At 41.2% G+C, this 26,323-nt stretch carries 26 protein-coding genes and 1 pseudogene; 13 read left to right on the top strand and 14 right to left on the bottom strand.

All coding sequences use genetic code 11. The annotated features are described in order from the left end of the window. Positions 1–41: 41 nt before the first annotated feature. From I2F62_RS01700 to lpxL, 6 genes are all read right to left on the bottom strand, one after another. Positions 42–533: a flavin reductase gene (locus tag I2F62_RS01700; RefSeq protein WP_324625292.1), complete on the bottom strand. Its 492-nt coding sequence runs from the start codon at positions 531–533 to the stop codon at positions 42–44. A 102-nt stretch (positions 534–635) separates the two neighbouring features. Beyond that, a complete protein-coding gene (locus tag I2F62_RS01695) occupies positions 636–1,667 on the bottom strand; it encodes a methionine synthase (RefSeq protein WP_324625291.1) in 1,032 nt (343 codons plus the stop codon). Positions 1,668–1,695: 28 nt separating this feature from the next. Continuing rightward, positions 1,696–2,673, bottom strand: coding sequence for a DUF1852 domain-containing protein (locus I2F62_RS01690; RefSeq protein WP_324625290.1), 978 nt, complete (start codon positions 2,671–2,673; stop codon positions 1,696–1,698). A 144-nt stretch (positions 2,674–2,817) separates the two neighbouring features. Further along, a complete protein-coding gene (locus I2F62_RS01685) occupies positions 2,818–3,924 on the bottom strand; it encodes a glycosyltransferase family 4 protein (RefSeq protein ID WP_324625289.1) in 1,107 nt (368 codons plus the stop codon). Positions 3,925–4,018: 94 nt separating this feature from the next. Beyond that, positions 4,019–4,963, bottom strand: a complete 945-nt coding sequence (locus I2F62_RS01680; protein ID WP_324625288.1) for a hypothetical protein — start codon at positions 4,961–4,963, stop codon at positions 4,019–4,021. A 2-nt stretch (positions 4,964–4,965) separates the two neighbouring features. Then, positions 4,966–5,901, bottom strand: coding sequence for an LpxL/LpxP family Kdo(2)-lipid IV(A) lauroyl/palmitoleoyl acyltransferase (gene lpxL / locus I2F62_RS01675; RefSeq protein ID WP_324625287.1), 936 nt, complete (start codon positions 5,899–5,901; stop codon positions 4,966–4,968). Positions 5,902–6,038: 137 nt separating this feature from the next. On the opposite strand from lpxL, the gene I2F62_RS01670 reads away from it, so the two are divergent. Next, on the top strand, positions 6,039–6,290 hold the full coding sequence (locus I2F62_RS01670; protein ID WP_324625286.1) for a DUF1272 domain-containing protein: 252 nt from the start codon (positions 6,039–6,041) through the stop codon (positions 6,288–6,290). A 91-nt stretch (positions 6,291–6,381) separates the two neighbouring features. Beyond that, positions 6,382–6,771 (top strand): cytochrome b562, encoded by a 390-nt coding sequence (locus I2F62_RS01665; RefSeq protein WP_324625285.1) that lies wholly within the window; start codon positions 6,382–6,384, stop codon positions 6,769–6,771. A 66-nt stretch (positions 6,772–6,837) separates the two neighbouring features. Here I2F62_RS01665 and I2F62_RS01660 read toward each other — a convergent pair whose 3' ends face one another. Beyond that, on the bottom strand, positions 6,838–8,748 hold the full coding sequence (locus tag I2F62_RS01660) for an ATP-binding cassette domain-containing protein (RefSeq protein ID WP_324625284.1): 1,911 nt from the start codon (positions 8,746–8,748) through the stop codon (positions 6,838–6,840). Between the two features lie 33 nt (positions 8,749–8,781). Here I2F62_RS01660 and I2F62_RS01655 point away from each other — a divergent pair, with 33 nt between their 5' ends. From I2F62_RS01655 to I2F62_RS01625, 7 genes and pseudogenes are all read left to right on the top strand, one after another. Further along, positions 8,782–9,027, top strand: coding sequence for a SlyX family protein (locus tag I2F62_RS01655; protein WP_324625283.1), 246 nt, complete (start codon positions 8,782–8,784; stop codon positions 9,025–9,027). A 14-nt stretch (positions 9,028–9,041) separates the two neighbouring features. Next, positions 9,042–10,013, top strand: a complete 972-nt coding sequence (locus I2F62_RS01650; RefSeq protein WP_324625282.1) for a PIN domain-containing protein — start codon at positions 9,042–9,044, stop codon at positions 10,011–10,013. Positions 10,014–10,100: 87 nt separating this feature from the next. After that, positions 10,101–10,550 carry an ammonium transporter gene (locus I2F62_RS01645; RefSeq protein WP_324625281.1) on the top strand — a complete coding sequence of 150 codons (450 nt, stop codon included), beginning with the start codon at positions 10,101–10,103 and terminating at the stop codon, positions 10,548–10,550. 25 nt (positions 10,551–10,575) lie between these two features. Further along, positions 10,576–13,218 carry a type I DNA topoisomerase gene (gene topA / locus I2F62_RS01640; RefSeq protein WP_324625280.1) on the top strand — a complete coding sequence of 881 codons (2,643 nt, stop codon included), beginning with the start codon at positions 10,576–10,578 and terminating at the stop codon, positions 13,216–13,218. Positions 13,219–13,482: 264 nt separating this feature from the next. Beyond that, positions 13,483–14,124 (top strand): annotated as a pseudogene (locus I2F62_RS01635) (NYN domain-containing protein); the annotation flags it as partial. 134 nt (positions 14,125–14,258) lie between these two features. Beyond that, a complete protein-coding gene (locus I2F62_RS01630; RefSeq protein ID WP_324625278.1) occupies positions 14,259–16,238 on the top strand; it encodes an ATP-dependent helicase in 1,980 nt (659 codons plus the stop codon). A gap of 58 nt (positions 16,239–16,296) precedes the next feature. Beyond that, positions 16,297–16,548, top strand: coding sequence for an RNA-binding protein (locus I2F62_RS01625; protein WP_324625277.1), 252 nt, complete (start codon positions 16,297–16,299; stop codon positions 16,546–16,548). Positions 16,549–16,599: 51 nt separating this feature from the next. On the opposite strand, the gene I2F62_RS01620 is transcribed toward I2F62_RS01625, so the two are convergent. Then, positions 16,600–16,944: an EF-hand domain-containing protein gene (locus I2F62_RS01620; protein WP_324625276.1), complete on the bottom strand. Its 345-nt coding sequence runs from the start codon at positions 16,942–16,944 to the stop codon at positions 16,600–16,602. Between the two features lie 84 nt (positions 16,945–17,028). Between I2F62_RS01620 and I2F62_RS01615 the strand changes: the two genes are divergently transcribed. Both I2F62_RS01615 and I2F62_RS01610 read left to right on the top strand, forming a co-directional pair. Next, entirely contained in the window at positions 17,029–17,532 is a 504-nt protein-coding gene (locus tag I2F62_RS01615; protein ID WP_324625275.1) for a DUF6586 family protein, read from the top strand. A gap of 100 nt (positions 17,533–17,632) precedes the next feature. Next, complete coding sequence (locus tag I2F62_RS01610; RefSeq protein ID WP_324625274.1) at positions 17,633–17,911, top strand: hypothetical protein; 279 nt, start codon at positions 17,633–17,635, stop codon at positions 17,909–17,911. A gap of 52 nt (positions 17,912–17,963) precedes the next feature. On the opposite strand, the gene I2F62_RS01605 is transcribed toward I2F62_RS01610, so the two are convergent. The 3 genes from I2F62_RS01605 to rpmB form a co-directional block, all read right to left on the bottom strand. After that, the gene (locus I2F62_RS01605) at positions 17,964–19,682 is read right to left on the bottom strand and encodes a cation:proton antiporter (protein ID WP_324625273.1); all 1,719 of its coding nucleotides are present in this window, start codon (positions 19,680–19,682) and stop codon (positions 17,964–17,966) included. A gap of 132 nt (positions 19,683–19,814) precedes the next feature. Further along, positions 19,815–19,970, bottom strand: coding sequence for a 50S ribosomal protein L33 (rpmG, locus tag I2F62_RS01600; RefSeq protein WP_001205031.1), 156 nt, complete (start codon positions 19,968–19,970; stop codon positions 19,815–19,817). Between the two features lie 12 nt (positions 19,971–19,982). Next, on the bottom strand, positions 19,983–20,219 hold the full coding sequence (rpmB, locus tag I2F62_RS01595) for a 50S ribosomal protein L28 (RefSeq protein WP_000048256.1): 237 nt from the start codon (positions 20,217–20,219) through the stop codon (positions 19,983–19,985). 430 nt (positions 20,220–20,649) lie between these two features. Between rpmB and I2F62_RS01590 the strand changes: the two genes are divergently transcribed. Both I2F62_RS01590 and purU read left to right on the top strand, forming a co-directional pair. Further along, entirely contained in the window at positions 20,650–21,333 is a 684-nt protein-coding gene (locus I2F62_RS01590; RefSeq protein ID WP_324625272.1) for a TetR/AcrR family transcriptional regulator, read from the top strand. Between the two features lie 88 nt (positions 21,334–21,421). Then, positions 21,422–22,285, top strand: coding sequence for a formyltetrahydrofolate deformylase (gene purU / locus I2F62_RS01585; protein ID WP_324625271.1), 864 nt, complete (start codon positions 21,422–21,424; stop codon positions 22,283–22,285). 56 nt (positions 22,286–22,341) lie between these two features. Here purU and yihA read toward each other — a convergent pair whose 3' ends face one another. The 3 genes from yihA to I2F62_RS01570 form a co-directional block, all read right to left on the bottom strand. Further along, positions 22,342–23,241, bottom strand: a complete 900-nt coding sequence (yihA, locus tag I2F62_RS01580) for a ribosome biogenesis GTP-binding protein YihA/YsxC (RefSeq protein ID WP_324625270.1) — start codon at positions 23,239–23,241, stop codon at positions 22,342–22,344. 230 nt (positions 23,242–23,471) lie between these two features. Beyond that, positions 23,472–24,989 carry a helicase HerA-like domain-containing protein gene (locus I2F62_RS01575; protein WP_324625269.1) on the bottom strand — a complete coding sequence of 506 codons (1,518 nt, stop codon included), beginning with the start codon at positions 24,987–24,989 and terminating at the stop codon, positions 23,472–23,474. A 19-nt stretch (positions 24,990–25,008) separates the two neighbouring features. Next, the gene (locus I2F62_RS01570) at positions 25,009–26,196 is read right to left on the bottom strand and encodes a PLP-dependent transferase (RefSeq protein WP_324625268.1); all 1,188 of its coding nucleotides are present in this window, start codon (positions 26,194–26,196) and stop codon (positions 25,009–25,011) included. Between the last annotated feature and the right edge of the window lie 127 nt (positions 26,197–26,323).

The raw sequence follows: 26,323 nt of genomic DNA, 5'->3' as shown, positions 1-26,323 counted from the left end.
CTTGGTTCAATCTAGAAAATAAAAATAATGAACTTGGCCGATTAAGCAAATTCTGGCTGACCGACTTGATGATAGGCTCGATTAAAATAAACCAGACCTTGATCGTTTTGGCTGTGTTGAATTGCGACAATCCGACAAATAAAAATAGAGTGCGTACCCACCGTTTGTACTTGCTCAATTTGACAATCAAAACTGACCAACGCATCGTCTAGAATGGGTGCACCAGTTTTTAATGTCGTCCACGTCCCATGTTCAAACCGTTCTTCTGATTCAAGTTTCGATGAAAATATTTTTGAAATATGCGCTTGCTGTGCATTTAACACATTCACGCTTAAAATTTTATTTTCTATGAAGTGGATATGCGAACGTGCAGATTGATTCATACAGACCAATAAGGTGGGTGGAGTGTCCGTGACACTGCATACAGAGGAGGCGGTGAATCCATGATGACCAGATTCATTGGTCGTTGTAATCACATTGACTGCACCTGTGAGCAAAGACATTGCATTTCTAAAGTCTGTTACATCAACCATTGCGGTGTCCTACTTAAATCTACACATATTACTTTTGTTGGCATCATCAAGTTGGGCTTGTTTGTTCAAGCCCAACTAAATTTTGTCATTTCATTGAAGGAATTATTTTCCTAATAGTTCGTTACGAACAATGGCTGCACCTGCGCTGAGCGCATTTAATTTGCCTCGTGCAACGTCACGGCCTAAAGGCGCCATACCGCAGTTTGTTGAAGGATAAAGTTTATCTGCATCTACAAATTGCAGTGCTTTACGTAGCGTATTGGCAACTTCTTCAGGCGTTTCAATGTTGTTGGTGGCAACATCAATTGCCCCAACCATGACTTTTTTACCACGGATCAGTTCAATTAAATCCATTGGAACGCGTGAGTTTTGGCATTCAAGCGATACGATATCAATATTTGATTGTTGTAGCTTAGGGAATGCTTCTTCGTATTGGCGCCATTCTGAACCGAGGGTTTTTTTCCAATCGGTGTTGGCTTTAATGCCATAACCATAGCAAATATGTACCGCAGTTTCGCACTTAAGTCCTTCAATGGCACGTTCTAAAGTGGCCACGCCCCAATCATTCACTTCGTCAAAGAAAACGTTAAATGCAGGTTCATCAAACTGAATGATGTCTACACCGGCGGCTTCTAATTCACGTGCTTCTTGGTTCAAAATTTTAGCAAATTCCCACGCTAATTTTTCACGGCTTTTATAGTGTGCATCGTATAGCGTGTCGATCATGGTCATTGGGCCAGGCAATGCCCATTTAATCGGTTGATCGGTGAGTGAACGTAAAAATTTAGCATCTTCAACAAATACCGGTTTTTGACGCGATACTGCACCAACTACAGTCGGCACGCTGGCATCGTAACGATCACGAATTCGAACGGTTTCTCGTTGTTCAAAATCAACGCCATTTAAATGCTCAATGAACGTCGTCACAAAATGTTGGCGGGTTTGTTCGCCATCGCTAACAATATCGATGCCGGCTTGTTGTTGTTCGTGCAAAGACAAACGCAGCGCATCTTTTTTACCATCAATCAATTCTTGATCTTGTAATTTCCAAGGCGACCAAAGTTTTTCTGGTTCTGCAAGCCAAGATGGTTTTGGTAGGCTGCCAGCAGTTGATGTAGGTAACAAAAGTTTCATGTTGGTTTTCTCGTTTCTGTTGAATCAATTAAAAAGTGTAATTGGCAGCCCACTGCTCAAGAATGTCTTTATACGGTTTAATAAACTGTTCTTCAGTAAATTTACCTTGTTTAATCGCCAATTGACTACGCTCTTCTCGATCATAAACAATACGAGTCAATGAATAATCTTGGTAGTTCAAGCTTGGTTGATAGATTTCACCAGCCACTGAATTTGCATTGTAAATTTCAGGACGATAAATCTTTTGGAAGCTTTCCATGGTGCTAATCGTACCAATCAATTCCAAATCGGTGTAATCGCTGAGCAAATCGCCATTAAAATAAAAGGCTAATGGCGCAACGCTATTTGCAGGCATGAAATAGCGAACTTGTAAGCCCATTTTTGCAAAGTATTCATCGGTTAATGAATAGGCATCTTGCTTGTATTCAACCCCTAATACTGGATGGATATTGGTTGTACGGTGATACGTTTTGGTGGTTGAAACACTTAAACAAATGACCGGTTGTTTGTTGAAGTTGTTTGTATAAATATCTGATCTTAAAAACGATTGGAAAATTTTTCCATGCAGCGTACCGTAATTTTCAGGGGTGCTGAACTTGGCTTGACCTTTGTTATGCTCTAATAACAACACGCTAAAGTCATAATCACGCACATAAGATGAAAAATTATTGCCAACAATGCCATCAAAACGTTGTTCGGTTTTGTGATCGACAATTGTGGTTTTTAAAATTTCGATGGTTGGAAAAGTGTTTCCGTTACCTTCTACGTCAATATCAACCGAAATAATGTCAAGCTCAACCGAATAACGGTCACCTTTTGGATTATCCCAACGAGCTAAGGCATTAAAACGATTGTCAATCATCTTTAATGTATTGCGTAGGTTTTCTTGACGACTTTCTCCGCGAGCTAAGTTCGCAAAGTTAGTGGTAATACGCGTACTATCTGCAGGATGATAGTTTTCATCGAAGCGAATGCTTTTAATCGAAAATGTAAATGCCTTGCTCATGGCGATTTGCTACCTTATTTATCTATGCTGTAATTTATACCTGAAATTTTAGATGAATAAAAATGATTTTATTTCACACTAAACTGAGTGAAATTCATGGTTAAAGTGGGGGTTAAAATCCTTACCTTCAATTTCTGCTTAGATTTAACGGGTTTTGCACACCGAAGCATAAAGCGCCAAAGTATTTTTGCACATATCATCTAAACTAAACTCCTTCACTTCGGCCACCTGTTGCGGCTGTTCGATGTGTCGTTGAAGCACATCTAAAAGGTGTGGCAGTTGGTCAACCTCAATTAAACCTTGCGGATATAACGCAGTTAAAATTTCGGCCACACCACCGCGGTTCCAACCAATAACCGGTGTGCCAACCGATAACGCTTCAAGCGCGGTTCTGCCAAACGTTTCTGCCTGATTCGACAAGGAAAGCACCACATCGCTAAAAGCCAGCCATTCACGAATGTCTGAACGATGTCCGACAAAAGTTATGTATTCACTCAGTTGATGTTGCTGAATGTGCTGTTCAAGTTCATCTAAGTAAGCTTGTTTTTTGGCATCTGCACCACCCACCACCACTGCGTGCACATGCGGATAGTGCTGTTTTATATGCTGCATGATTTCAATTAACGTTTCGTGTCCTTTTAGCCGTGTAATACGACCTGGCAGACACAAAATAAACTTATTTTCCAGCTCAGGATAATCTAAAAAAACTTGATTAAACCACTGCGCCGGTGGTTGATAACCGTGCGGAAAGGCTTGTGGATCGATGCCGCGATAAATTTTAACAATTGAGTCGAGCGGGCAGTTTGGATAATTCTTTTCGATATATTCGACCACGCTAGACGACACTGCAATTACTTTTTCAGCTTGCGTCATAATCGCGCTATAACGATTGACCGAATAAAAACCATGGACGGTGCTGATTAAATGCGGACGTAAATGCGCAGGAATGCCTTTTAACGCAAAATGCGTCAACCACGCTGGCACACGTGAACGGACATGTAAAATATCTGGCTGTTCGGCCAAAATGGCTTTACGTAAAGCTCCAACCTGCAACAAACTGAGCAAAGATTTTTTATGAATCGGCAGTTGAATATGCTGTGTTCCTTCGGCTTCTAATTCAGCCACCAAACGCCCACCGTTAGACACAACGAGCGATTGGTGTCCTGCTGCAACGAGAGCGCGCGCAATTTCAAGCGTGCCACGTTCAACACCACCACTATTTAATTCAGGAAGTAATTGCATTACTTTCATGCGTGCTTTTTAACCTATGTTTTGCTAAAAACGACCAAATATGTGCTGAAGATCAGCATGGTGGTTTTAAAAGGAGTTATTGGTAAAATATCGCTTAATCTGCATAACAACAAGGAATTTCCTTCCACTGTCCATTTTGCATTTCAAATAAACCTTGCTCTAAATGTAATTGCTTCTTTTGAGGATAGCGGGTTATATTCCCCAATATATTGTTAAGAAAGTCGTACTTTTCAAATTGTTCGGTGTCAGCGTTGTAAGTAAAAGCTAAATAGCGTTGTTCTCCATTGCCGACCTGTTTGCTTATATCCAGTAATATATCGAAATAGCCATCATAATTTAAGTCGAGATATTCAACCGCATATGCTTGCGCTTCAAAGCCTGTTAAATGTTGTGTGGTCTGATTTTTAGGGTTTATGATGGCCACTTGTGTAATTTTCTTATTGTGCCATTCAGGGTCTTCAAAGCCGTAATATTTTAATTTAAATACAGGCTGTGTTTTGCTTGTGGCAATCGCCGGTTTGAACAGTATTTGACGTTCAGTTTCATCGGGATAATGAATAATGCTGGCGCTGAAAGTATTTTGCTCTCGATTCAGTATGCCTGTAATTTTATATTCTGGCGGGGCTTCTAAGCCTTTTTCAGCATCAAACGACTTCAATTGAATATTTAAGCCTTTTTGAAAACCTTCCAACGAAACACCACCGCGACGATCTAAATAAAATAATGTGCCGCTCGGGTTCCAAACCCCAGTTCGCAAGGTTAAGAACAATGAACCATCTTCAGAAATCCAATCGCGCCATACCCAAGTGGATAAATTTGGCGTAATTTCAATTATTGGTGCTGCAGTAGTGGTTGTTGTTTTTTGAGTAGGTGTTGTGGTTTTAATGGCTGGTGGTGCTACTTTAATTTGATGATTTGCCGTATTTAGGTGCGTAAAGTGCTCTTTTTTTTGCACAAAAAAGTACTTATAGATGAATGCGCCACCGGACACAAGGATGACAAATAGGCAGATCCAGAAAAACCGTTTCGAATTTTTCATTTTTAATAGATGCTCTGATACCCCTCAGGGCGGGTTTTAAATCGGCGATGGAACCACATATATTGAGTCGGGGCAATGCGCAGTTGTTGTTCAATAATCGCATTGACGCGGGTTGCATCGGCAACTTCATCTTCAGATGGAAAATTGTCTAGCGCCGGTTCAATTAAGACACGATAACGTGGATTGGCTTCATCGCCATAACGATAAAAATATAACGGCACAGCCACTGCTTTTGAAATTTTAAGTAAGCGGCGATGCGCGGTGACTGTTGCCGCAGGAACACCAAAAAACGGCGCCATGACGCCTTGTTTTAAGCCAAAATCTTGATCGGGGCTATACCAAATCGCATCGCCATCTTTGAGTTTACGAATTAAGCCACGCATATCGTCATGGTCAATTTGATGTTTATAAATGGTGGCGCGACCACGGTAAATTAGCAAATCGAGCAGTGGATTGTTTTGTGGGCGATAAACCACATCAGGTTCGAAATACTGCGCGCACAAGTAACCGCCTGCATCTAGTAAGGTGCTGTGCGTCCCCAACAACAATACACCTTTGCCTTCGGCTTGCGCTTGGGTGATGTGTTCAAGTCCTTCAATGCTGACTCGGCCTTGAAACCATTGGGGACAATACCACGCGTTGAGTGTTTCAAATGCACCCAGCATCATTTCGATAAACACTTGTTCTGCATTCACTTCAAGTTCTTGCTGTGACCATTCGGGAAAACACACTTCTAAATTACGCAGTGTGGTTTTACGGCGAGATTTCAGAAATTTCCACGCTAGCTTGCCAAGCACACGCGCCACACGGCGTTGAATCGCCCAAGGTAAAATGGCAAGACACATCAAAAAGACAATACTGATCCACACTGTCCAATATTTTGGCAGTAAAAAAGACCATTCAAATTTTCCGGGAAGATAATCTTGCTGTGTACTCATTGGGGGTAATTAAATCAATTTTTTGAGCAGTTTAACATGAACTGCGCAGACTGTTGCGATCGACTACAATTCTGGCGTGTCGCGCTTGTGATTCGTTGTATGATGTGAATAAAACTATGTTACGGACAATAATCATCATGCTTGCCTTACGCCCAAACTGTGAATGCTGTAATTGTGATTTAGCGCCCAATGCGGCGAATGCGTTGATTTGTTCATTTGAATGTACGTTCTGCCAAAATTGTGCTGAACAACAATTAAATTTTACTTGTCCCAATTGTGAGGGCGAGTTAGTTAAACGACCCATTCGTCCGGCCAATAAGTTGCAACAATATCCTGCCTCAACCGAACGTGTCTTTAACCTAAACTTAGCTCAGAATGATCTAGATTGATTTTTTATTTTATAAAAATAGATTTAAAGCTTAGCTTAAGTTTTGATCTGCATAATTCAAAAAAGAACAATCGAAAATAGGGAATCTCTCGATGAAATTTAAATGGACCTTGGCCAGCGCATTCGTGGCTTTATTTTGGATGAATAGCAGTTTTGCAGCAGGTTTGGGTCAAGATATGTGGCATTTATATAAAAATTATAGTGCATTTAAAAAAGCCAAAGAAGCACCTGTTGCACTCACGGCTTTAACTGAAATGCAGCAAGCGGCCACTGATGCGAAAACCAATGTACCTATGAAACTGATTGGACAGCCCGACAATAGCCCGCAAATGCAAGAGTATCAGCAAACATTTGACCATTTACTGGGTGAAATTAATCAAGCGACGGATTTGGTTAAAGCGGGCAATTTAGCCCAAGCACAGGCGCAAGTGGTGCCAAACATCGACAAAATTCGTGACGAAGGGCATAAGAAATTTCGCTAATTCTGCAAGAAATAAAAAACCACGCGCTTGCGTGGTTTTTTAATGATGATGGCAATAAATCGGGGTTTAGTTACCTTTGCTCATATTCTCAAGCACATCCCAACGCTCAAGTTTTTCTAGCAACAACTCTTCAATTTCAGCTAAACGCTGGCTGGCTTTTGTTGCTGCATCGGCATCTTTCACAAACCAAGAACCATCGGCCAATTGCTCTGAAAGTTTGGTTTGCTCTGCTTCTAATTGTTCAATTTCGGCAGGCAATTGCTCAAGTTCACGCTGATCTTTAAAGCTCAGTTTGACTTTTTTCGGTGCTGCTTGCGCCGCTAGCTTTTGTGCTTCCGCTTTGGCTTGGGCTTTTTTCACATCAGACTTTTGGTCAACGACTTTGTCGTCAGGGCGTTGCATTAAGTAATCTTGATAACCGCCGATGTATTCTGCAATACCGCCTTTGCCATCGAACACCCAAGTTGATGTTACTACGTTGTCCATAAAGGCACGGTCATGGCTGATCAGTAACAACGTGCCACCATAGCCGCCCAACATTTCTTCAAGCAACTCTAAAGTCACCATATCTAAGTCGTTGGTTGGTTCGTCCATCACAATTAAGTTGGATGGTTTAAGTAAAAGTTTGGCGAGTAAAATACGATTACGCTCACCACCCGACAATGCTTTGACTGGTGTACGCGCACGTTCAGGCGAGAATAAAAAGTCTTGTAAGTAGCTATAGATATGGCGACGACCACCGTTGACATCGACAAAGTCTGAACCTTCAGAAACGTTATCTTTGACTGATTTTTCTAAGTCGAGTGCGTTACGCAATTGGTCAAAATAAGCGACTTCTAATTGTGTACCTGTTTTGACTGAGCCTTGATGAGCAATTTCACCCAAAATAGCTTTAATTAAAGTGGTTTTACCGACACCGTTGTCGCCCACCAAACCAATACGATCGCCACGCATGACCACAGCAGAGAAATTGTTGATCAGCTTTTTATCATCGTAGCTGACGCTAACATTCTCAATTTCAAAGACCAACTTGCCCGAACGCTGCGCTTCTTGGGTTGACATGTTGACTTTGCCTTGCTGCGAACGGCGCGCTTTTGATTCTTCACGTAACGCTTTTAAGGCACGCACACGACCTTCGTTACGGGTACGGCGGGCTTTAATGCCTTGGCGAATCCACACTTCTTCTTCAGCTAAGCGTTTATCAAACAACGCATTTTGCTTTTCTTCGGCTTCCATTTGCATGGCTTTGAGTTCGAGGTAACGTGAATAGTTGCCTTCATAACTGCGTAATGTGCCACGGTCAAGTTCGACAATACGCGTTGCAATGCTATCGACAAATGAACGGTCATGCGAAATAAACAATAAAGTTAGATTGTTTTGATCAAGCAAGAATTTTTCTAACCATTCAATGCTTTCGACATCTAAATGGTTGGTTGGTTCGTCAAGCAAAAGCACATCGGGTTGCGTTAATAAAGCACGTGCTAAAAGTACACGGCGTTTACGACCACCCGATAAATCGGCCAAGTCGGCTTCAGGGTCTAAGCCCATTTTGCTTAAAATAGAGTTGACTTTGGTTTCTAAAGCCCAGCCATCCAATTGGTCAAGCTTATGCTGTAAATTGCCCATGCGGTCACAGGCATCCATATCGCCCAGTACACACGCATCGCTAGCTTCATGGTAGGCTTTGAGAACCGCTGCAGCTTCACCTGCGCCATCGGCAACAATATCAGCGACTTTGCCTGAATCCATCGGCACATCTTGAGCCAGCATGGAAACCGTTAAACCATTTTGAATAGAAACTTCGCCGCGATCGGGCAATAGACTTCCCTCAATCAGCTTAAGTAAAGTAGACTTACCTTCACCATTACGACCGATTAAACACACTCGTTCGCCACGATCTAGTGCAAAGCCCGCGCCGTCGAGCAGGGCGGGTCCACCAAACGCCAGTTGGACATCCCTTAAAGTAATATAGGCCATAATGTTTTCCAAAGTCCCAAATGAGAGAGTTAAATGACTAAACCAACAGATAACGATGATTATGCGTCATTTTCCGCACCCATTGAAGATTTGCAAGTCCGAATTGCGTTTTTAGATGATTTAGTTGAGCAATTGAACGAACAACTGGTCGTACAAGGGCAAGAAATTGATGCTTTGAAAAAGCAAATGCAATTTTTATATCAACGGGTGGAAGCGGCTGATTTATCGGAAGGAATTGCACCATTTGATCCTTTAACCAATCGTCCACCGCATTATTAGAATAGAGGAATGTTGTGCAAAAAATATTATTACTTGATATTGAGAATCAACCTAAAAAAATTCGTGAATTAAATCATTTATTAAAACAATATGATCAAGTGATTTTAGTGTATGCCAATGATAATTTGCATATTGCTTTAGATGATTTAATTACCTTGAGCCATGCAATACAGGAAAAACGTTTATTGGTGATTAAAATGCCAAAAGCAGGGGCAAATTCGGCTGATTTTGGGTTAACTTTTATTGCAGGTCGATTGTCTGCACAACTTGAGCATGGCAGTTCTATTGATGTGATGTCAAATGACGCTGCATTGTCCTATGCTGTTGACTTATTGGGGCAAATGGGGATTTGTTCACAACAACTTAAACAGTTAGTTGAACCTATAAAAGCACTGAATGTCACTGCTACAGAAACAAAACAGGTTCAGGTCGCTTTACCGATTGTAGCGCAACCTAAATCTGATGCATTATTGATGAAAATCATTCAATTTTTATTAAAAAATCAGCCAAAAAAATTAAAGTCTTTACTGAAATCTATCATGTCTTGGGGAAATTTAGATTCAAAACAAGCTGAAGAGATGATTGAACAGTTACAAAAGCATAAGTTACTTTTTTGCAAAAGCAATAAGCTTGAATATCAACTCAAAGCAATGAAAAAATTTGTCGTACAGTCAACTAAAGCTGTCCTACAACAATCTGAGCTTAGCTTTTCAAAAGATGACATTCAAACTAAACCGCATTTAATGCGAGTGAAACAGTATAGTGATTATTTAGTGAAAATTGAGAAGCATCGCCCATCAAGCTTAGAGGCCTTAAGAAACTCAATTAAAGCAGTGCTTAAGTTTGAAAATGATGCGCAAACAGAGCATATGCTCAATTTATTAAAAAAACATAAAATTGTGCAAATTAAAGAAGAAAAATTAATTTTTCTGAGTGAAAATATTCAGAAATGGGCAGAGATTGGATTAGTAGAGATTGCTGCTTAGCGATATAAAAATGATTAATTTCATCCAATAACTTGCCTTTTTAGCATTGCCTGTGCAAATCTATAAAAAGAAAGTAAAGGTGAAGTTATGGAACATACGGGACTTTGGGTTGCCCTAATTATTATTGTGTTTGTACTTGGTTCGGTGTTAGGCCTACGAGTTAATCCACGAGAAAAAGCCTTGGGCATAATGCGCGACAAAGCCAGAAAAATGGGATTACATCCGCGTTTAATTGTCGCACCCGAATGGACACATATTCCAAAAGCCACCGAAACACGTGCCAGTATGGTTGCCTATTATAGTGTATTACTTCCCGAGGCGAAATTAGCGCTAATGCGTGCGCGAATTCAAGACAATCGTTTCGAATTGGTGCATGGGGATGATAAATTTAAAGATTATCCCATTGCATTAAAGGGGATTTATGCTATTGATATGCAGGCAAACTGTGTGGGTGTGTATTGGGATGAACATGCAGATCTTCATGCCACCCAACTTGAAGAGATGAAAACTTATCTTAGCTCTTTAGCACAGCTTTAAAATTTAATTAGGAAATCTATACCCTATGGCGAATGCTCCTCGGTCTAGCGCAAAAACGACTACAGAAAAAGCACCAAGTGCCGCGAAAAAACGTGCACTTGTGATTGTGGAGTCGCCTGCTAAAGCGAAAACCATTAATAAATATTTGGGCAATGAATACATTGTAAAATCATCTGTGGGTCATGTTCGTGATTTACCAACAGGTGGTTCTGCCAAGTCTAGTGAAAAAAAACCAACAACGCGCGCCAAGTTAACTGCCGAAGAAAAAGAGCTGAAAGCACAAAATGCGCTCATTAACCGCATGGGCGTTGACCCTGAGCATGGTTGGAAAGCCCATTATGAGGTGCTACCGGGCAAAGAACATGTGGTTGCTGAACTGAAAAAACTTGCATCACAAGTGGACGAAGTTTATCTGGCAACGGATTTGGACCGTGAAGGAGAAGCGATTGCGTGGCATTTACGTGAAGTGATTGGTGGTGATGATAGTCGTTATCAACGTGTGGTGTTTAACGAAATTACCAAAAATGCCATTCAGGAAGCCTTTAAGCGTCCAACTCGTTTAGACATCGATCGTGTCAATGCGCAGCAAGCACGCCGTTTCTTGGACCGTGTGGTGGGTTTCATGATCTCGCCATTACTATGGGAAAAAATTGCGCGTGGTTTGTCGGCAGGTCGAGTACAGTCGGTTGCGGTGAAGTTAGTTTGTGAGCGTGAACGTGAAATTCGAGCATTTATTCCTGAAGAATATTGGCAGATTTTTGCAGATACCCAAGCACAAAAAGATCAAATTCGCTTAGAGGCGGTTAAGCAAGCAGGGAAAACGCTAAAACTGACCAATAAAGCTGAAACTGATGCGGTTTTAGATGTTTTAAAGGCTGCAGAATATAAAGTTGCACAGCGTGAAGATAAACCGACCAAGGTCAATCCAAGTGCGCCCTATATCACTTCGACTTTGCAACAAGCAGCAAGTACGCGTTTAGGTTTTTCTGTGAAGAAAACCATGATGCTAGCGCAACGTTTGTACGAGGCTGGTTTTATTACCTATATGCGTACCGACTCGACTTTTTTAAGTGATGATGCGGTGAATATGGTACGTAGCCATATCGAGCAAAATTTTGGTGAAAAATACGTTCCTGCTAAACCAAATCGTTATGGCAATAAAGCAGGCGCACAAGAGGCGCATGAAGCGATTCGTCCATCCAATGTCGCTTTAACAGGGGATCAATTGGCGGGTGCTGAGCGTGATGCACAGCGTTTGTATGACCTGATTTGGCGTCAGTTTGTGGCTTGTCAAATGACACCGGCACAATATTTATCATCGACGTTAACGGTGAACGCTAATAACGTTGAGCTACGTGCCAAAGGGCGTACCTTGGTGTTTGATGGCTTTACCCGAGTGCGTGGTGCGAATAAATCGGATGATGATATTTTGCTGCCTGCGGTGAAAGTTGGCGAAGTATTGAAACTGGAAAAATTAGACCCAAGTCAGCATTTTACTAAACCACCTGCACGTTTTACCGAAGCCTCGTTAGTGAAAGAGCTTGAAAAACGGGGCATTGGGCGTCCATCGACCTATGCTGCGATTATTTCTACAATTCAAGACCGTGGTTATGTCAAGCTTGAAAATCGTCGCCTATTTGCCGAAAAAATGGGTGAAATTGTTACCGATCGTTTAGATGAAAGCTTTAACAACCTCATGAATTATGCCTTTACCGCAGATTTAGAAGGTCAGTTAGACAAAGTTGCCACCGGTGAGCGTAATTGGAAAGAACTGCTGGACAGTTTTTATGGCGATTTTAAAAACCGTTTAAATACCGCAGCCAGTGTTGAGGGCATGCGCCGTAATCAACCCGTTGAAGTGCCTGATGTGGCGTGTCAGCAATGTAGCCGTCCCATGCAGATTCGTACTGGAACTACAGGCGTATTTTTGGGATGTTCAGGCTATAACTTACCGCCAAAAGAGCGCTGTAAAGGCACGCTTAATTTAACACCTGTTGAATCTTTAGCTGCTTTCTCTGATGATGAAGCCGCTGAAACTGCAGACTTAATGTCTAAACACCGCTGTGCAAAATGTGGTACAGCCATGGACAGTTATGTGATTGATGGTGGTCGTAAATTGCATGTCTGTGGTAATAACCCAGACTGCGATGGTTACGAAGTCGAAGAAGGAGAATTTAAGATTAAGGGCTATGATGGTCCAACCATTCCATGTGACAAATGTGATGGTGAAATGCAGTTGAAAACAGGGCGTTTTGGGCCGTATTTTGCCTGCGGCAGTTGTGATAACACCCGTAAAGTTCTCAAAAGTGGACAGCCTGCACCACCACGGGTTGACCCAATTAAAATGGAACATGTGCGTTCGACCAAACACGATGATTATTTTGTACTGCGTGATGGTGCTGCAGGTTTGTTCTTGGCTGCGAGTAAGTTTCCGAAAATTCGTGAAACACGGGCACCTAAACTTTCAGAATTGCGTAGTGTGGCCGATCAACTGGATGAAAAATATCAGTTTTTATTGCAAGCTCCTGATCAAGATCCAGAAGGGAATCCAACCCTTGTGAAGTTTAGTCGTAAAAATCAGGCGCAATATGTCGGTTCTGAAACGCCTGAAGGTAAGCAGACTAAATGGAGTTTAGTCTATCAAGATGGAAAATGGGTTGAAGCTTAAACGCTAAAATCGCCAGATGAAAAGCGATACAATTGAGGTTGTATCGCTTTTTTATTGCGTTGACTTGAATGAAATTCTCAATCGTATTTGCCATAGTTGGTAAAAGTCCATTTGAACTGTACATAGAAAGCTTTGCTATGGGTAAGATCGTGGATATTAAATTGAATATAATTGATTGAAATAGTGCTCAAATTTTATTAAAGAATGCGCTATATTTTTGATGTAGAATGGAAAATATTCTTTTAAAAATCGTGCATATAAAACATGGAAATAAAAACAAAGAAACTTGCTGTACTCATTGATGCAGATAATTCATCGCTTCATTCAATTCAGTTTGTTTTAGAGGAAATTGCGAAATATGGCATTGCCAGTGTAAAGCGTGTTTATGGCGATTGGAGTAATGAATCTTTAAAGAATTGGCGGGATATTTTACTTCCCTATGCAATTACGCCTGTGCAGCAATTTGCCTATACCAAAGGTAAAGATGCAACCGATATGATTTTAATTATTGATGCGATGGATTTGCTGTATAGCAATGCTTTAGATGGTTTCTGTATTGTTTCGAGCGATAGTGATTTCACCCCATTAGCTTTAAAGATTCGAGAAAAGGGGTTATCAGTATATGGCTTTGGTAAAAGCAATACGCCCATGTCTTTCGTTGGAGCTTGTGATAAGTTTATGGATGTGAAGAACTTAACTATAGGAGATGTTGTTGATATAAAAAACACTATTGATAAACAAATTTTACAAGGGCAGATTAACATAGATAAAGACACTCTTACATTGATTTTAAAAACAATTCGAGATAAATCTGATGAAAAGGGGTGGGCAAACTTACTCACAGTAAATCAGTATATCAATGTGGTAAGACCAGATTTTGACTCGCGTGTCTATGGACGGCTGCGTTAATTGTGGATAACTTTCAAGTTATCCACGCCCAATTTTTGGGCTTTAAATTAAAGTGATTTAAATTAACTTTTCAGCAAGATCAAAGTCAGTTTGTTAAACTGTGCTTATATTTGATCGAATCATGAAATTGAATGAGCCTAAACACCTTAATTGATGAGCTTAATCCGCAGCAAAAACAAGCAGCAACCACAACGGCAAAAAATTGTCTCATTTTGGCTGGGGCAGGGTGCGGCAAAACCAAAACCATTGTGGCGCGTGCTGCTTATTTAATTGATCAAGGTATACCTGCACAGCAGATTCAAATTTTAACCTTTACCCGCCGTGCCGCCAGTGAAATTGTGACACGGGTCGAGCAGCATTTGGGTGTCATGGCAAAAGGTTTACGTGCTTCGACTTTTCATACCTTTTGCATGTATTTGTTAAAACGCAATCCACAAGCGTTTGGTTTAACTCAATTTAGTATTATTGATCGAGATGATCAGTTACTCATGTTTCGCTTGTTGCGTGGAAAAGGTCGTGAAAGTAATTTGCCCAAAGCAGCACAGCTCTGTGATATTTATTCTTTCGCGCGCAACACCCAAGTTAAATTGTCCGATGCGATTATTCAGGTACTCCCCGAAGTTTTGCCGTTTAAGGCTGAAATTAGTGAAGTCATGCGTCAATATGAACAGCGCAAGCAAGAACGTAATTATTTAGATTATGATGATATTTTGTCGATTGTTGCTGTGAATTTGCAGCAATCGCCTGAATTGGTCGATTGGGTGGCGCGCTTATGTTCGGTCATGTTGGTTGATGAAATGCAAGACACCAATCCGTTGCAATGGTCGCTGCTAGAACCGTTACTTGGCCGAGTTGAATTATTTTGTGTTGGTGATGATGCGCAGTCAATTTATGGTTTTCGCGGCGCAGATTTTGAAAATGTGCATCATTTTAAAGAACGTGTTCCCAATGCCGAAGTGCTGACTTTACAAGAAAATTATCGTTCTACCCAAGAAATTCTAGATTTATCTAACTGGTTATTACGAGTGAGTCCAATTGACTATAACAAGCAGCTTACGGCTTATCGTGGAACTGGGATCAAACCGAGCCTTAATATTTTCCCAAATGAGTTTGAAGAAGCCAATTGGATTGCACAAGATTTACAACAACGCCATCAACAAGATACGCCGTGGAACAAGCACATGGTCTTGGTACGTTCATCTTATGCCGCACGGCATATTGAAGGTGCTTTTATTAAATCCAATATTCCGTATCGTTTTATCGGGGGCACAAAACTGCTTGAGTCGGCACATGTCAAAGATTTGCTCAGTTTGCTACGAATTTCATCCAATCCTCAAGATGATTTGGCGTGGATGCGGTTTTTAACTTTATGGGATGGTGTGGGCGATGTCGGTGCAAGTCGTTTATCCGCCGAGCTGATGCTTTTAGAGAGCGTGGATGCCCGTTGTGAGCGTTTAGAACAACATGGTAAAGTGACACCGAAAGCCATTTTAATTTTAAAACAACTGGCCGTACTGCAAAATGAAGTGCAAGCCTGTATTACTTTGGCGATAGATGCATTAACCGAGCAACTGTCGCAAAATTATAAAAATCAAGATTGGTCACGCCGTGTCAAAGATTTTGAGTTGGTTAAACAATTGGCAGAAAAACATGTCGGTTTGGGTGAGTTTTTAGAGGAATATGTCTTAGAGCCGATTTCGATTTCTGAAGTTGAGCGTGCCAAAGACCAAGATGTCGTCACCTTAATTACAGTGCATTCAGCCAAAGGTGCAGAGCAACAGGTGTGTTATGTGCCGCATGTGACAGTGAATCAATATCCACATGCACGGGCGCAGGGCGACTTTGATGCGGTTGAAGAAGAGCGCCGTGTGTTGTATGTGGCATTTACACGGGCACAAAACGAGTTAATTTTAACCAAGCAAGATTTAAATAGCTGGGCATACGACCAAACTGATGAGCAAGGGCGTAAAATCAGCAGCTATTTTTTAAATGATTTACCGACAGCGCTGGTGGATGTTAGGGTACATAAACGTGTGCCGATGGCATCAGGGACAAATTTTCAACACAACAAGCCCGCAACACGCATTACATTTGGTTTAGATTTTGATTAAACAGACCTGACGGACTCAACCGTTGGGATATATCTTATTTGTTATAAAGGGTTTTTAGATGAAAATTTTAGTTCGCAATCTTGAGCGTAACGTCACCGAAGATGAGTTAAACACATTATTTAAAACATATGGAAAAATTGAATCTTGTGTGATTGTAACCGATGCAGCAACGGGTAAATCCAAAGGTTTTGGCTTTGTTGAAATGCCGAACCCACGTGAGGCTATCAAAGCCATTAAAGCATTGAATACGATGAAGCTAAAAGGCACAGGCATTCGTGTAAAAGCTGCAGATGAACCAAAGAAGGCGTAATCGATTTTAAATCGTGTTTATCTGTTCATAAACCCTATTTTTTGCATGCAATTAAATTCCCCATTTTGACCCCCAACCCAAACAAGGATTCGAGAAATAGCGATAAATTTTGCCGAGTTCTTGTGGGTCAATAACACCATTATGGTCATGATCGAGCGCTAGAAAAACTTGCATGCGTTTAGGGTCATTTGCGGATGCTGGATTCTGCCAAGAAACAGGTTGATCTTTTAATTCAATCAGTTGCTGCCATTCTTTCTGATCAATCATTTGATCATGATTCAAATCGTAATTGGCGTAGAGCATTTCCAAATCGATGCTCGCAGGTTCACAGCTATACGCAACTGAAATTGCCATACCGCAGGCCAAGCTGAGTATGGCTTGTTGAATATTCAGCATAAACAAGTCCTAAAATAGATTGCTTTTAAGATTAAAGCATTTAATCTTAAGTAATCCAAGCCAAAGGATTTTTAAGGAAAACTTATGTCCCGCGTTGCGCGTTATCATGCCGATCGAACCAATCAAAAACTCTATTTTGCACGTTTAGCTTGTCAGCAGGCTGAACAAGTTGATGCGGTGCAGCAAGTGCAAGCCTATCGTGAAACGGCGGTTTTTCATCTCCATGGTGCAATTTTGGCGTTTTTACAAGAATTGGTGCGTTATTATCGCCTAAGCGATACACAGCCAACGTTAAAATCTATTGAAGATAAAATGGCAGAAAAAGGGCAAGTATCGCCTGAAGTTGCGGTGATGCAGCAATTGGCACGCGATGGTTTTATTGCCGAACTAAAACATGCCTACAGAATGTGCCAGTATGCGCCTGAGCCCACTGCGCCTACGCCTGAAGATGAAACGTCGTCTAACTTGATTATTAAAGTGACGCAAGGACCGCAATCGTGGTTGCCCGATGTGAAAATTTTACGTGAATGGCACAAAGATTTAAGCCAACTCATCGATGGTTTTCGTAATGAAATGGTCGAGTTTTGATACAAAAAGCTGAAAAATGGCTTGAATTTTTGCAATTGGATACCGATATACGATAATCTGAATTGAGCGCATATCGTGCTTTTCAGTCTGTGGAGGTTTTATGTCTATACAACAGTTAAAAGCGTTATTTGGCAGCCAAGAAGCAACGCTCGAACTTGTGCAGCTTGAAAATGGTGATGTGGCATTGCGTAGTGCGGCATCGGAAAAAGCACCTTTGCTGACTATTCAGTTTAATGAAGAAGTGCGCCATTTATTAGGTGAACATACGGCAATGGTTGCACAGCAAATGGTGCAAGCGGCATTGTTGGGGTTGCTTGAAAAACAAGCCAATGAATGGCATGCCGAAGTGGTCGATGAGCAACCACAATATTTAAGTTAATTAAACCATCATGCAACTTACGTCCTGTATGTTGCATGAAAATGACTCTGCTTTAGTGCGTGGTTTTTTGATGCGCTTGTTCAATATGAGTTAAAATATGCGTACTCATATTTTTCGCCATTTCCTCTTTGGCATAAAACACCTCTCCAATATCTTCATCGCGAATGGCATCGGCCTCTTGTTTGCTCTCTGCACAGACCAAAACTTGAATATGTGGATTCAGCTGCGTGGCAATATCGACAATTCGGTGAATATCTAAAATATCCATAGGCGATAAAATCAGCATGCGTGCATGCATAATATGCGCTTGAATGAGCACACTCGGTTCCGTTGCCACACCGCTTACCGCAGCAATATTTTTTTCACGCAATTTTTCAACAATTTCGCGGTTTTCTTCAGCAATTACTACTTTAATATTTTGTGCCATCAGTGATGTGGTGATTCTACGTCCGACTTCACCATAACCAACCATAACTACTTGGTCGCGCAAGTAGTTTTGATCGACTTCATCGGGCAACATCGCCAATGGATCGCCACTACGTTCGAGTAAACGTGCCAAATGCGAACGTTCACGAATCCAACGTTGTATCGGTTCAATTGCTGAAAAGATAAATGAATTGAGGGTAATTGAAAATAAAGCGCCTGCCAAAATCAGGTTTTGTGCTTCAAGGGTGAGTAATCCTAAAGAAATACCCAATGCGGCTAAAATAAATGAAAACTCGCCAATTTGGGCCAAACTTGCACCTACGGTCAGCGCGGTATTAATCGGGTAACGGAAGAACAATACCAGTGCAATTGCGGCGATTGTTTTACCCAGCATAATAATGCCAACCACCGCCAAAATATGCCAAGGTTGTTCAATTAAAATGTGTGGGTCAAACAACATCCCCACTGATACGAAAAATAAAATCGAAAAAACTTCGCGTAAGGGCAGGGTTTCTTCTTCAGCGCGGTGGCTAAAGTCAGATTCTTTGACCACCATACCAGCAAAAAAGGCCCCGAGTGCCATAGAAACTCCAAAAATTGCGTATGATCCATAGGCAATCGACACCGCACAAGCCACCACGGTTAAGGTGAAGAGTTCACGTGAACCTAAACGCGCCACAAATTGCATAATTAACGGCACAAGACGTTTGCCAATAATCAGCATGAAGGCAATAAAACCGCCCACTTTAAGTAAGGTTAATCCCAAAGTCAGCCAAATGTTTTGGCCTACGGCTGCGCCATGTTCAGGTGCTTTACCGCCTAATAACACCGCAGTTGCAGGTAAAATGACTAAGCCTAAGACCATCACCAAGTCTTCAACCAACAGCCAGCCCACAGCAATTTTACCGTTGACTGAGTCGAGTAAGCCGCGATCACCTAAGGCTTTGAGTAAAACAACGGTACTGGCACAAGACAAACTTAAACCAAAAACAAGCGCTGAACCAAATGGCCATCCCCATAGCATTGCAACGCCCAAACCTAATACGGTGGCTGCTGTAATTTGTAAAATGGCGCCAGGTACGGCAATTCTACGAACTTGTAATAAGTCCGATAAAGAAAAATGCATGCCAACGCCAAACATTAAAAACATTACCCCAAGTTCGGCCAATTGATTTGCCAATTGTATGTCTGCAACCACGCCCGGCGTATTTGGGCTAATAATAATCCCTGCAATTAAATAGCCCACCAACGGTGGCAGGCGCAGGCGAGCCGCGATATAACCAAAGAATAAGGCAATTCCAAAGCCAACAGCTAAAAGGACAATCAGGTCAACATTATGTGGCACGGGCACATTCCTTAAATGGATATTTGGGTCAGTGTCAGGAAAAGTTATTTTAATCTGTGATCTTAACAATAAGCATAAAAAAAAGGCAAAAAAAACGACCCCAAAAGGAGTCGTTTTTTCCAAAAGCCAAAATTATTTGATTTTAGCTTCTTTGAAAATCACGTGTTGACGGATTTTTGGATCAAATTTTTTGATTTCCATTTTTTCCGGCATAGTACGTTTGTTCTTAGTGGTAGTGTAGAAATAACCAGTACCAGCTGAAGAAACTAAGCGAATCTTGTCACGCATTGCAAGGTCTCCTTAGATCTTTTGGCCTTGAGCACGAAGATCAGCAACAACCTTTTCAATGCCCAATTTGTCGATAATACGCATACCTTTAGTGGTTAAACGAAGACGTACAAAACGCTTTTCGCTTTCTAACCAAAAACGGTGATGATGCAGGTTCGGCTCGAACCGGCGTTTAGTTTTGTTGTTTGCGTGTGAGACGTTGTTACCAACGACTGGACGCTTGCCGGTAACTTGGCAAACCTTAGACATGGTGGAACTCCATTGATTTAGCCAACAGCAAACCTGTGGCCAGTCATAATACAAACAGATTGAATTTATTCAAGGGGCGTTTTATACCAAAAATCCGATTAAAAGACAAGCGAATTTACATAAAATGCCACTGTAAATTGTGTGATAGCTCATGCCTTGATCATTTTAGCAGAGTGCTTTTACTAAAGCTTTAATCGTTGTTTGGCTTTTGTGCATTCGCGTTCTATTTTAGCCGATCTCTTGTGATTGTGGTCGATTAAATATCATGCATTCGCTGTCTGGCATTGGTCTTGTTTTAGTGATGTTTCTAAAATCGGATGCTGTGAAGCATTCAACGAAGATAATCAATAAATTATCTTTACCGCATGCAATAAATGTTCTAAAATTAATTAGAGTTTTTACTCTATTTTTGGTTTTTTAAGGGAAGTCGATGTCGCAAATAAAAGCAGGAAAAACCAAACAGCGAATTTTAGATGTCAGTCTGCAGTTATTTAATGAAAAAAGTGAACGTGCGATTACCACGAATCATATTGCTGCTGAATTAAATATGAGTCCGGGGAACTTATATTATCATTTTGCCAATAAGCAAGACATTATTAAAGCCATTACCGAGCAATATCAAAATGAAACTTTAAAAATGTTGGCTCTACCCGAAGGTCGGCCGGTCAATGCAAACGATAAAATTCATTATTTTCATGTGATGAGTAGCCAATTGTGGCGCTATCGTTTTATCCACCGCGATATTTTTCATTTGGTAGAAAACGATCAAAGCTTTAAATTGCTTTATGCTAATTTTTCGCAGCAAGTCATGCAACAAGTGCAAAAAATTTATCAAGCCTTTGTGGCAGTGGGTTTAATGAAGCTTAATGCCAACGAAATTGAAGCATTGATTTTAAATATTTGGATTGTGCTGACCAACTGGACCAATTTTTTATTTATGTCTGGGCGCTTGCAAGATCAAAATGATTTAGACGAAAAATGGCGCATTCAGGCGCTACGACAACTGATCTTTTTAGAAGGCCCTTATGTGCTTGGGGAAAGTCGGATTGCGTATGAAAAATTATTGTCCAATATCGAACATATGGAACTGTTTGCAACCGAACCGAAAAGTTAAATTCGCACTGTTAAAAATAAGTGTGCTTTGCTTGAAAAAACGGTAGACTATTGGGCTAATTTTTTAATGACGAGTGTTATTGAACAACATGAACATGACCACTGCCAATACTGCACGTTTACTCATTACTTGTGAAGACAAGCCGGGTATTGTGCAAGCTGTATCGAGTTTTTTGTATCATCAAGGTGCCAACATTACCGCGCTTGATCAATATGCTACAGAAGCTCAGGGCGGGCGCTATTTCATGCGTGTTGAATTTGAACTTGAGCATTTACAATCGCGTAAAGATACTTTAATTCAAACCTTTGAACAGAATGTTGCGCATCGTTATGACATGCAATGGCGTTTGGCTTTTGTGGGCGATGTGAAAAAAGTCGGTATTTTGGTTTCTAAAGTCGATCATGCTTTGCTAGAACTATTATGGCGTCATGCACGTGGTGGTTTGGCATGTGAAATTACCCATGTGATTTCTAACCATGAAGATTTACGTGAGTCGGTTGAAAACTTCGGTATTCCATTTACGGTCATTAAAGTCAGCAAAGACAATAAAGCAGAAGCTTACGCGCAAATTCATGAATTAATGAAAGACAATGATTTATTGGTACTTGCACGTTATATGCAAATTTTGAGTGAAGAGTTTGTAGCAAATTGGCCAATGAAAATTATCAACATTCATCACTCATTCTTACCTGCATTTGTGGGCGCTAATCCGTACAAACAAGCCTATGAAAAAGGTGTAAAATTGATTGGTGCAACGGCGCATTATGTGACTGCCGAGCTCGATCAAGGTCCAATCATTGAGCAAGATGTAGAGCGTGTCAGCCACGATTACAGTGTAGAGCAATTACGTGAATTGGGTGAAGATGTCGAGCGTAATGTATTGGCGCGTGCCGTGAAATGGCATTTAGAAGACCGTGTTATTGTGGATGGCAATAAAACTGTTGTGTTCTAAGTTTTAATTCAATCTGTATTTAAAAAGGCATGTTTTAAAACATGCCTTTTTTGTCTTTAATGATTTTCGTTGTTTGATGAATCTTCATCATCTAATTCACTGGCTTCGGGAATATCATCTAAATTTATGCCTTCTAGTGAATCATCCGCTTCACTAATAATTGGAATGGCGTCTAGATCGACGCCAGCAAGTAAATTATTTCCCATAGCATCGTTTTGTAGAGGGATGACTTGGTTGTTGTCATCTAAAGTGTAATGTAGTCGTCCTGCCATCACCGATGCCAGTTCTTCCAAACCTTGTTTATTTAACGATGAAAACAGTTGCATCGAAAATTGTAATTTCATTTTCTTTAATGCTTGCTTCACATCAATTAATACTTGGTTGGCCGGGCCGCGGTTCAATTTGTCGGCTTTGGTGAGTAATACGTGCACAAAAAGATTACGTGAATGCGCCCATTCAAGCATCATTAAATCGAAGTGTTGTAAGGGATGGCGAATATCCATCAATAACACCAAGCCTTGTAAACTTTTACGGTGAATTAAATAATTCTCTAACTCTTTTTGCCAAACAATTTTCATGGCTTCGGGAACGGCAGCATAACCATAACCAGGTAAATCGACCAAGCGTTGGTCGGGATTACCCAAGCTAAAGAAGTTAATCATTTGCGTACGGCCCGGTTTTTTAGATGCCCGTGCCAATTGCTTTTGGTTGGTTAATGCATTGATGGCACTGGATTTGCCTGCATTTGACCGCCCTGCAAAGGCAATTTCATAGCCAGTATCTTCTACACATAACGAGAGTTTTGGCGCACTCATTAAAAATTCAGCCCGACGTAACCAGTTTAGGCTTTGCACCGCATAGTCGGTTAACGCAGGATTCACTTTTCTTTCGTAGCTAATCTTGGTTTTAGGGGCTAATTTGGCTTTGGTGTCTTTTGACTTTGCATAGCGATGCATAGAGCTTAACTTTTTAATCGAGAAATACAAAAAACATTATAAAGGAAGTCGCTGCATCAAGCGAATCGGATATTTTTTGATTTTTTCAAAGATGGAGGCGCCATGAGATAAAAAGCGGTCGCTCTAAAATAGGGTGATTATCATTTAAAGATTTTATACGCCAAGATGATCGGCGTATAAAATGTAAGGCTCTAGACTAGCAGAATTTCATTTATATTTACCATCATTTATTAACGCTTCCCAAATAATGAACCTAACAAACCCCGAACCAGTTTTTGACCTGTTGGGCCACCGAGTGTACGTGCCGCACTTTTGGCAAAAGTACCAATTACATCTTGAGTGAGTTTTTCTCGCTCGCGCTGGGCTTTTTCTTGGGCTTTTTGCTGCTCGCGCGCTAAACGCTCTTGTTCTTTGCCTTGTTGTTCCAATTCCACTTGCATTTGCTGTTGTTGCGCACTTTCGTTGACTTTGCGTTGCAATATTTCGTAGGCACTGTCGCGATCGACTGCATTTTCGTAGATACCCGCGACAATACTTTGGCTTATTAGGGTTTTGCGTTCTTCAGGGCTGAGTGGGCTAAAAGAGGATTGCGGCGGCATGACCCAACCACGCGCGACCACTTGCGGCGTGCCTTGCTCGTCTAGGCAGCTAATTAATGCTTCGCCTACGCCAAGCTGTGTGATGACATCACTCACCTGAAGATTAGGATTGGCACGAAAGGTATCTGCTGCTGTTTTAACGGCTTTTTGATCTTTTGGCGTGAATGCACGTAACGCATGTTGAATGCGATTGCCTAATTGGCCTAAAACTTTTTCAGGAATGTCTAACGGGCTTTGGCTAATAAAATAAATGCCAACCCCTTTGGATCGAATAAGGCGGATGACTTGCTGAATTTTTTCTTGTAATGCGTCGCTTGAGTTGTCAAACAGTAAATGTGCTTCATCGAAGAAAAACACCAGTTTGGGTTTGTCTAAGTCGCCAACTTCAGGCAGTTTTTCAAATAATTCCGATAACATCCACAGCAAAAACGTTGCATAGAGCTTGGGGGTATTCATGAGTTGATCTGCTGCAAGCAGGTTGATATATCCTTTGCCTGCGCTGTCAGTTTGAATAAAATCGAGAATGTTTAAGCTGGGTTCTCCAAAGAATTTTTCTGCGCCTTGGTCGCCCAGTGCTAAAAGATTACGTTGAATTGCGCCTAGGCTTGCTGGCGAAAGGTTGCCATATTCGGCTTTAAAGTCGGCAGCATTTTCTGTCACGTAGGAGAGCATGGCTTTTAAGTCTTTGAAATCAATTAAAAGCAAACCTTGATCGTCTGCTATACGAAACACCGCAGAGAGCACACCTTCTTGAGTTTCATTTAAGTTCAGCATCTGTGCCAGTAGAAGCGGACCAATTTCTGAAATAGTGGCGCGAATAGGGTGGCCTTGCTGACCAAACACATCCCAAAAAATGACAGGAAATGCCTGAAAATCAACATGGTCTAGACCTAGTGTATGTAGGCGCGCCTCAAATTTTTCCGATGTGCTGCCAGCTTTGACAATACTAGATACGTCACCTTTAGCATCCGCTAAAAAAACCGGTACACCGATATTAGAGAACTGTTCCGCCAATACTTTTAGGGTAACTGTTTTTCCAGTACCGGTTGCACCTGCAATTAAACCATGTCGATTGGCAAATTGTGAATACAATACAATGTCTTCTTCAATGTTGGCTGTATTTTTGGCAATTGTAATTGTTGTTCCCATTTTTTGTCCTTTATATAACTTATTCGAGTGATTGTAATGCCTGTTGAATGTCGTGTATCAGATCGTCTGTGCTTTCAAGGCCAATGCACAAGCGGACTAAATAACCTTCGCTTAGGTGTGGTGTGGGCAGTTGGCGCATATTTTTAATATCGTAAAGCATCACTAGGCTGATTGGGCCTCCCCAGCTAAAGCCTAGTTTAAACAACTTGAGCTGATCGCAAAAGCGACAGATTTCTGAAAAGCTATACTTTTTGTTAAAAATCACGCTGACGAGACCAGCACTGTGTTTGCTAGTGCAAATCTCTTGCCAATAAGCGTGACCTGCGCTTTCTGGGTCGCTCGGATGTAATACTTGGGCGAAATGTGGCTGTTGTTTTAACCATGCTAAAATCTGTATGGCAGAGCGAGATTGCTGCTCGTAGCGTAATTGCATGTGAGGTAAACTGCGCAGGATTTGTGCGGCATCATCACCTGAAATGGAAATACCCTGTAATGCATGCATTCTTAATAATTTTAGATGCAGCGCGTGATCTTGCGTAACTACACTGCCCATTAAAATATCACCGCCGCCGCTTGGGTATTTGGTCAGCGCGTGTACCGAAACATCAACAGCAAGATGCTGCTCGGAAAAATCAAATGTATTAAACGCGAGTCCCGCGCCCCAAGTGTTATCTAGCGCCGTTAAAACTTGATGTTGCTGCGCTTTTTTGACTAGGCCAATCAAATCAGGAAATTCAAGTGTGACTGAACCTGCGGCTTCCATCCAAAGTAGCTTGGCTTTTGGGGAAGGCTGAAAGCTATGAAGATCAGTCGGATTATAAATTCGAACCTCAATGGCAAATGCGCTGTGTAAATAATTTAAATACTCTATATTCGGGCCATAAAGATTATCGGGGATCCAGACTTCGTCATGGCTGGTTAAAAAGGTGGCATTGACCAATTGAATGGCAGATAAACCACTGGGTGCGAGTAAGCAAAATTTACCATGTTCAAGCTGTGCGATACGGTCTGCGAGCGTATAGGTGGTCGGTGTGCCGTGTGTGCCATAGCTATAATCGTAGGGATCGCTCCATTTTCGCTCATAAAGCTGTTGTGTATTTTTAAAAAAGATACTCGATGCGCGATAAAGAGGAGGTTGTGTGGTCTCTATATATTGTGGCGCTAATCTTGGTGCGTGAATGCGCGCGGTTTGTGGTGATTTTTTCATTGAAAAGCACTCGAATAGGATAGTTTGAAATGATAAATAAACTGTAAACGGTAATCGATTATAAAAAAATGTTAAAGCTTTGTTATATGTAACAGAGTTGGCTTCATTCTTGCTAATTCATAACCTA

Origin of the sequence: Acinetobacter sp. MD2(2019) (assembly GCF_035615615.1) — a bacterium.
Taxonomy (GTDB): domain Bacteria; phylum Pseudomonadota; class Gammaproteobacteria; order Pseudomonadales; family Moraxellaceae; genus Acinetobacter.
This window is presented reverse-complemented; position numbering and strand designations above follow the sequence as displayed.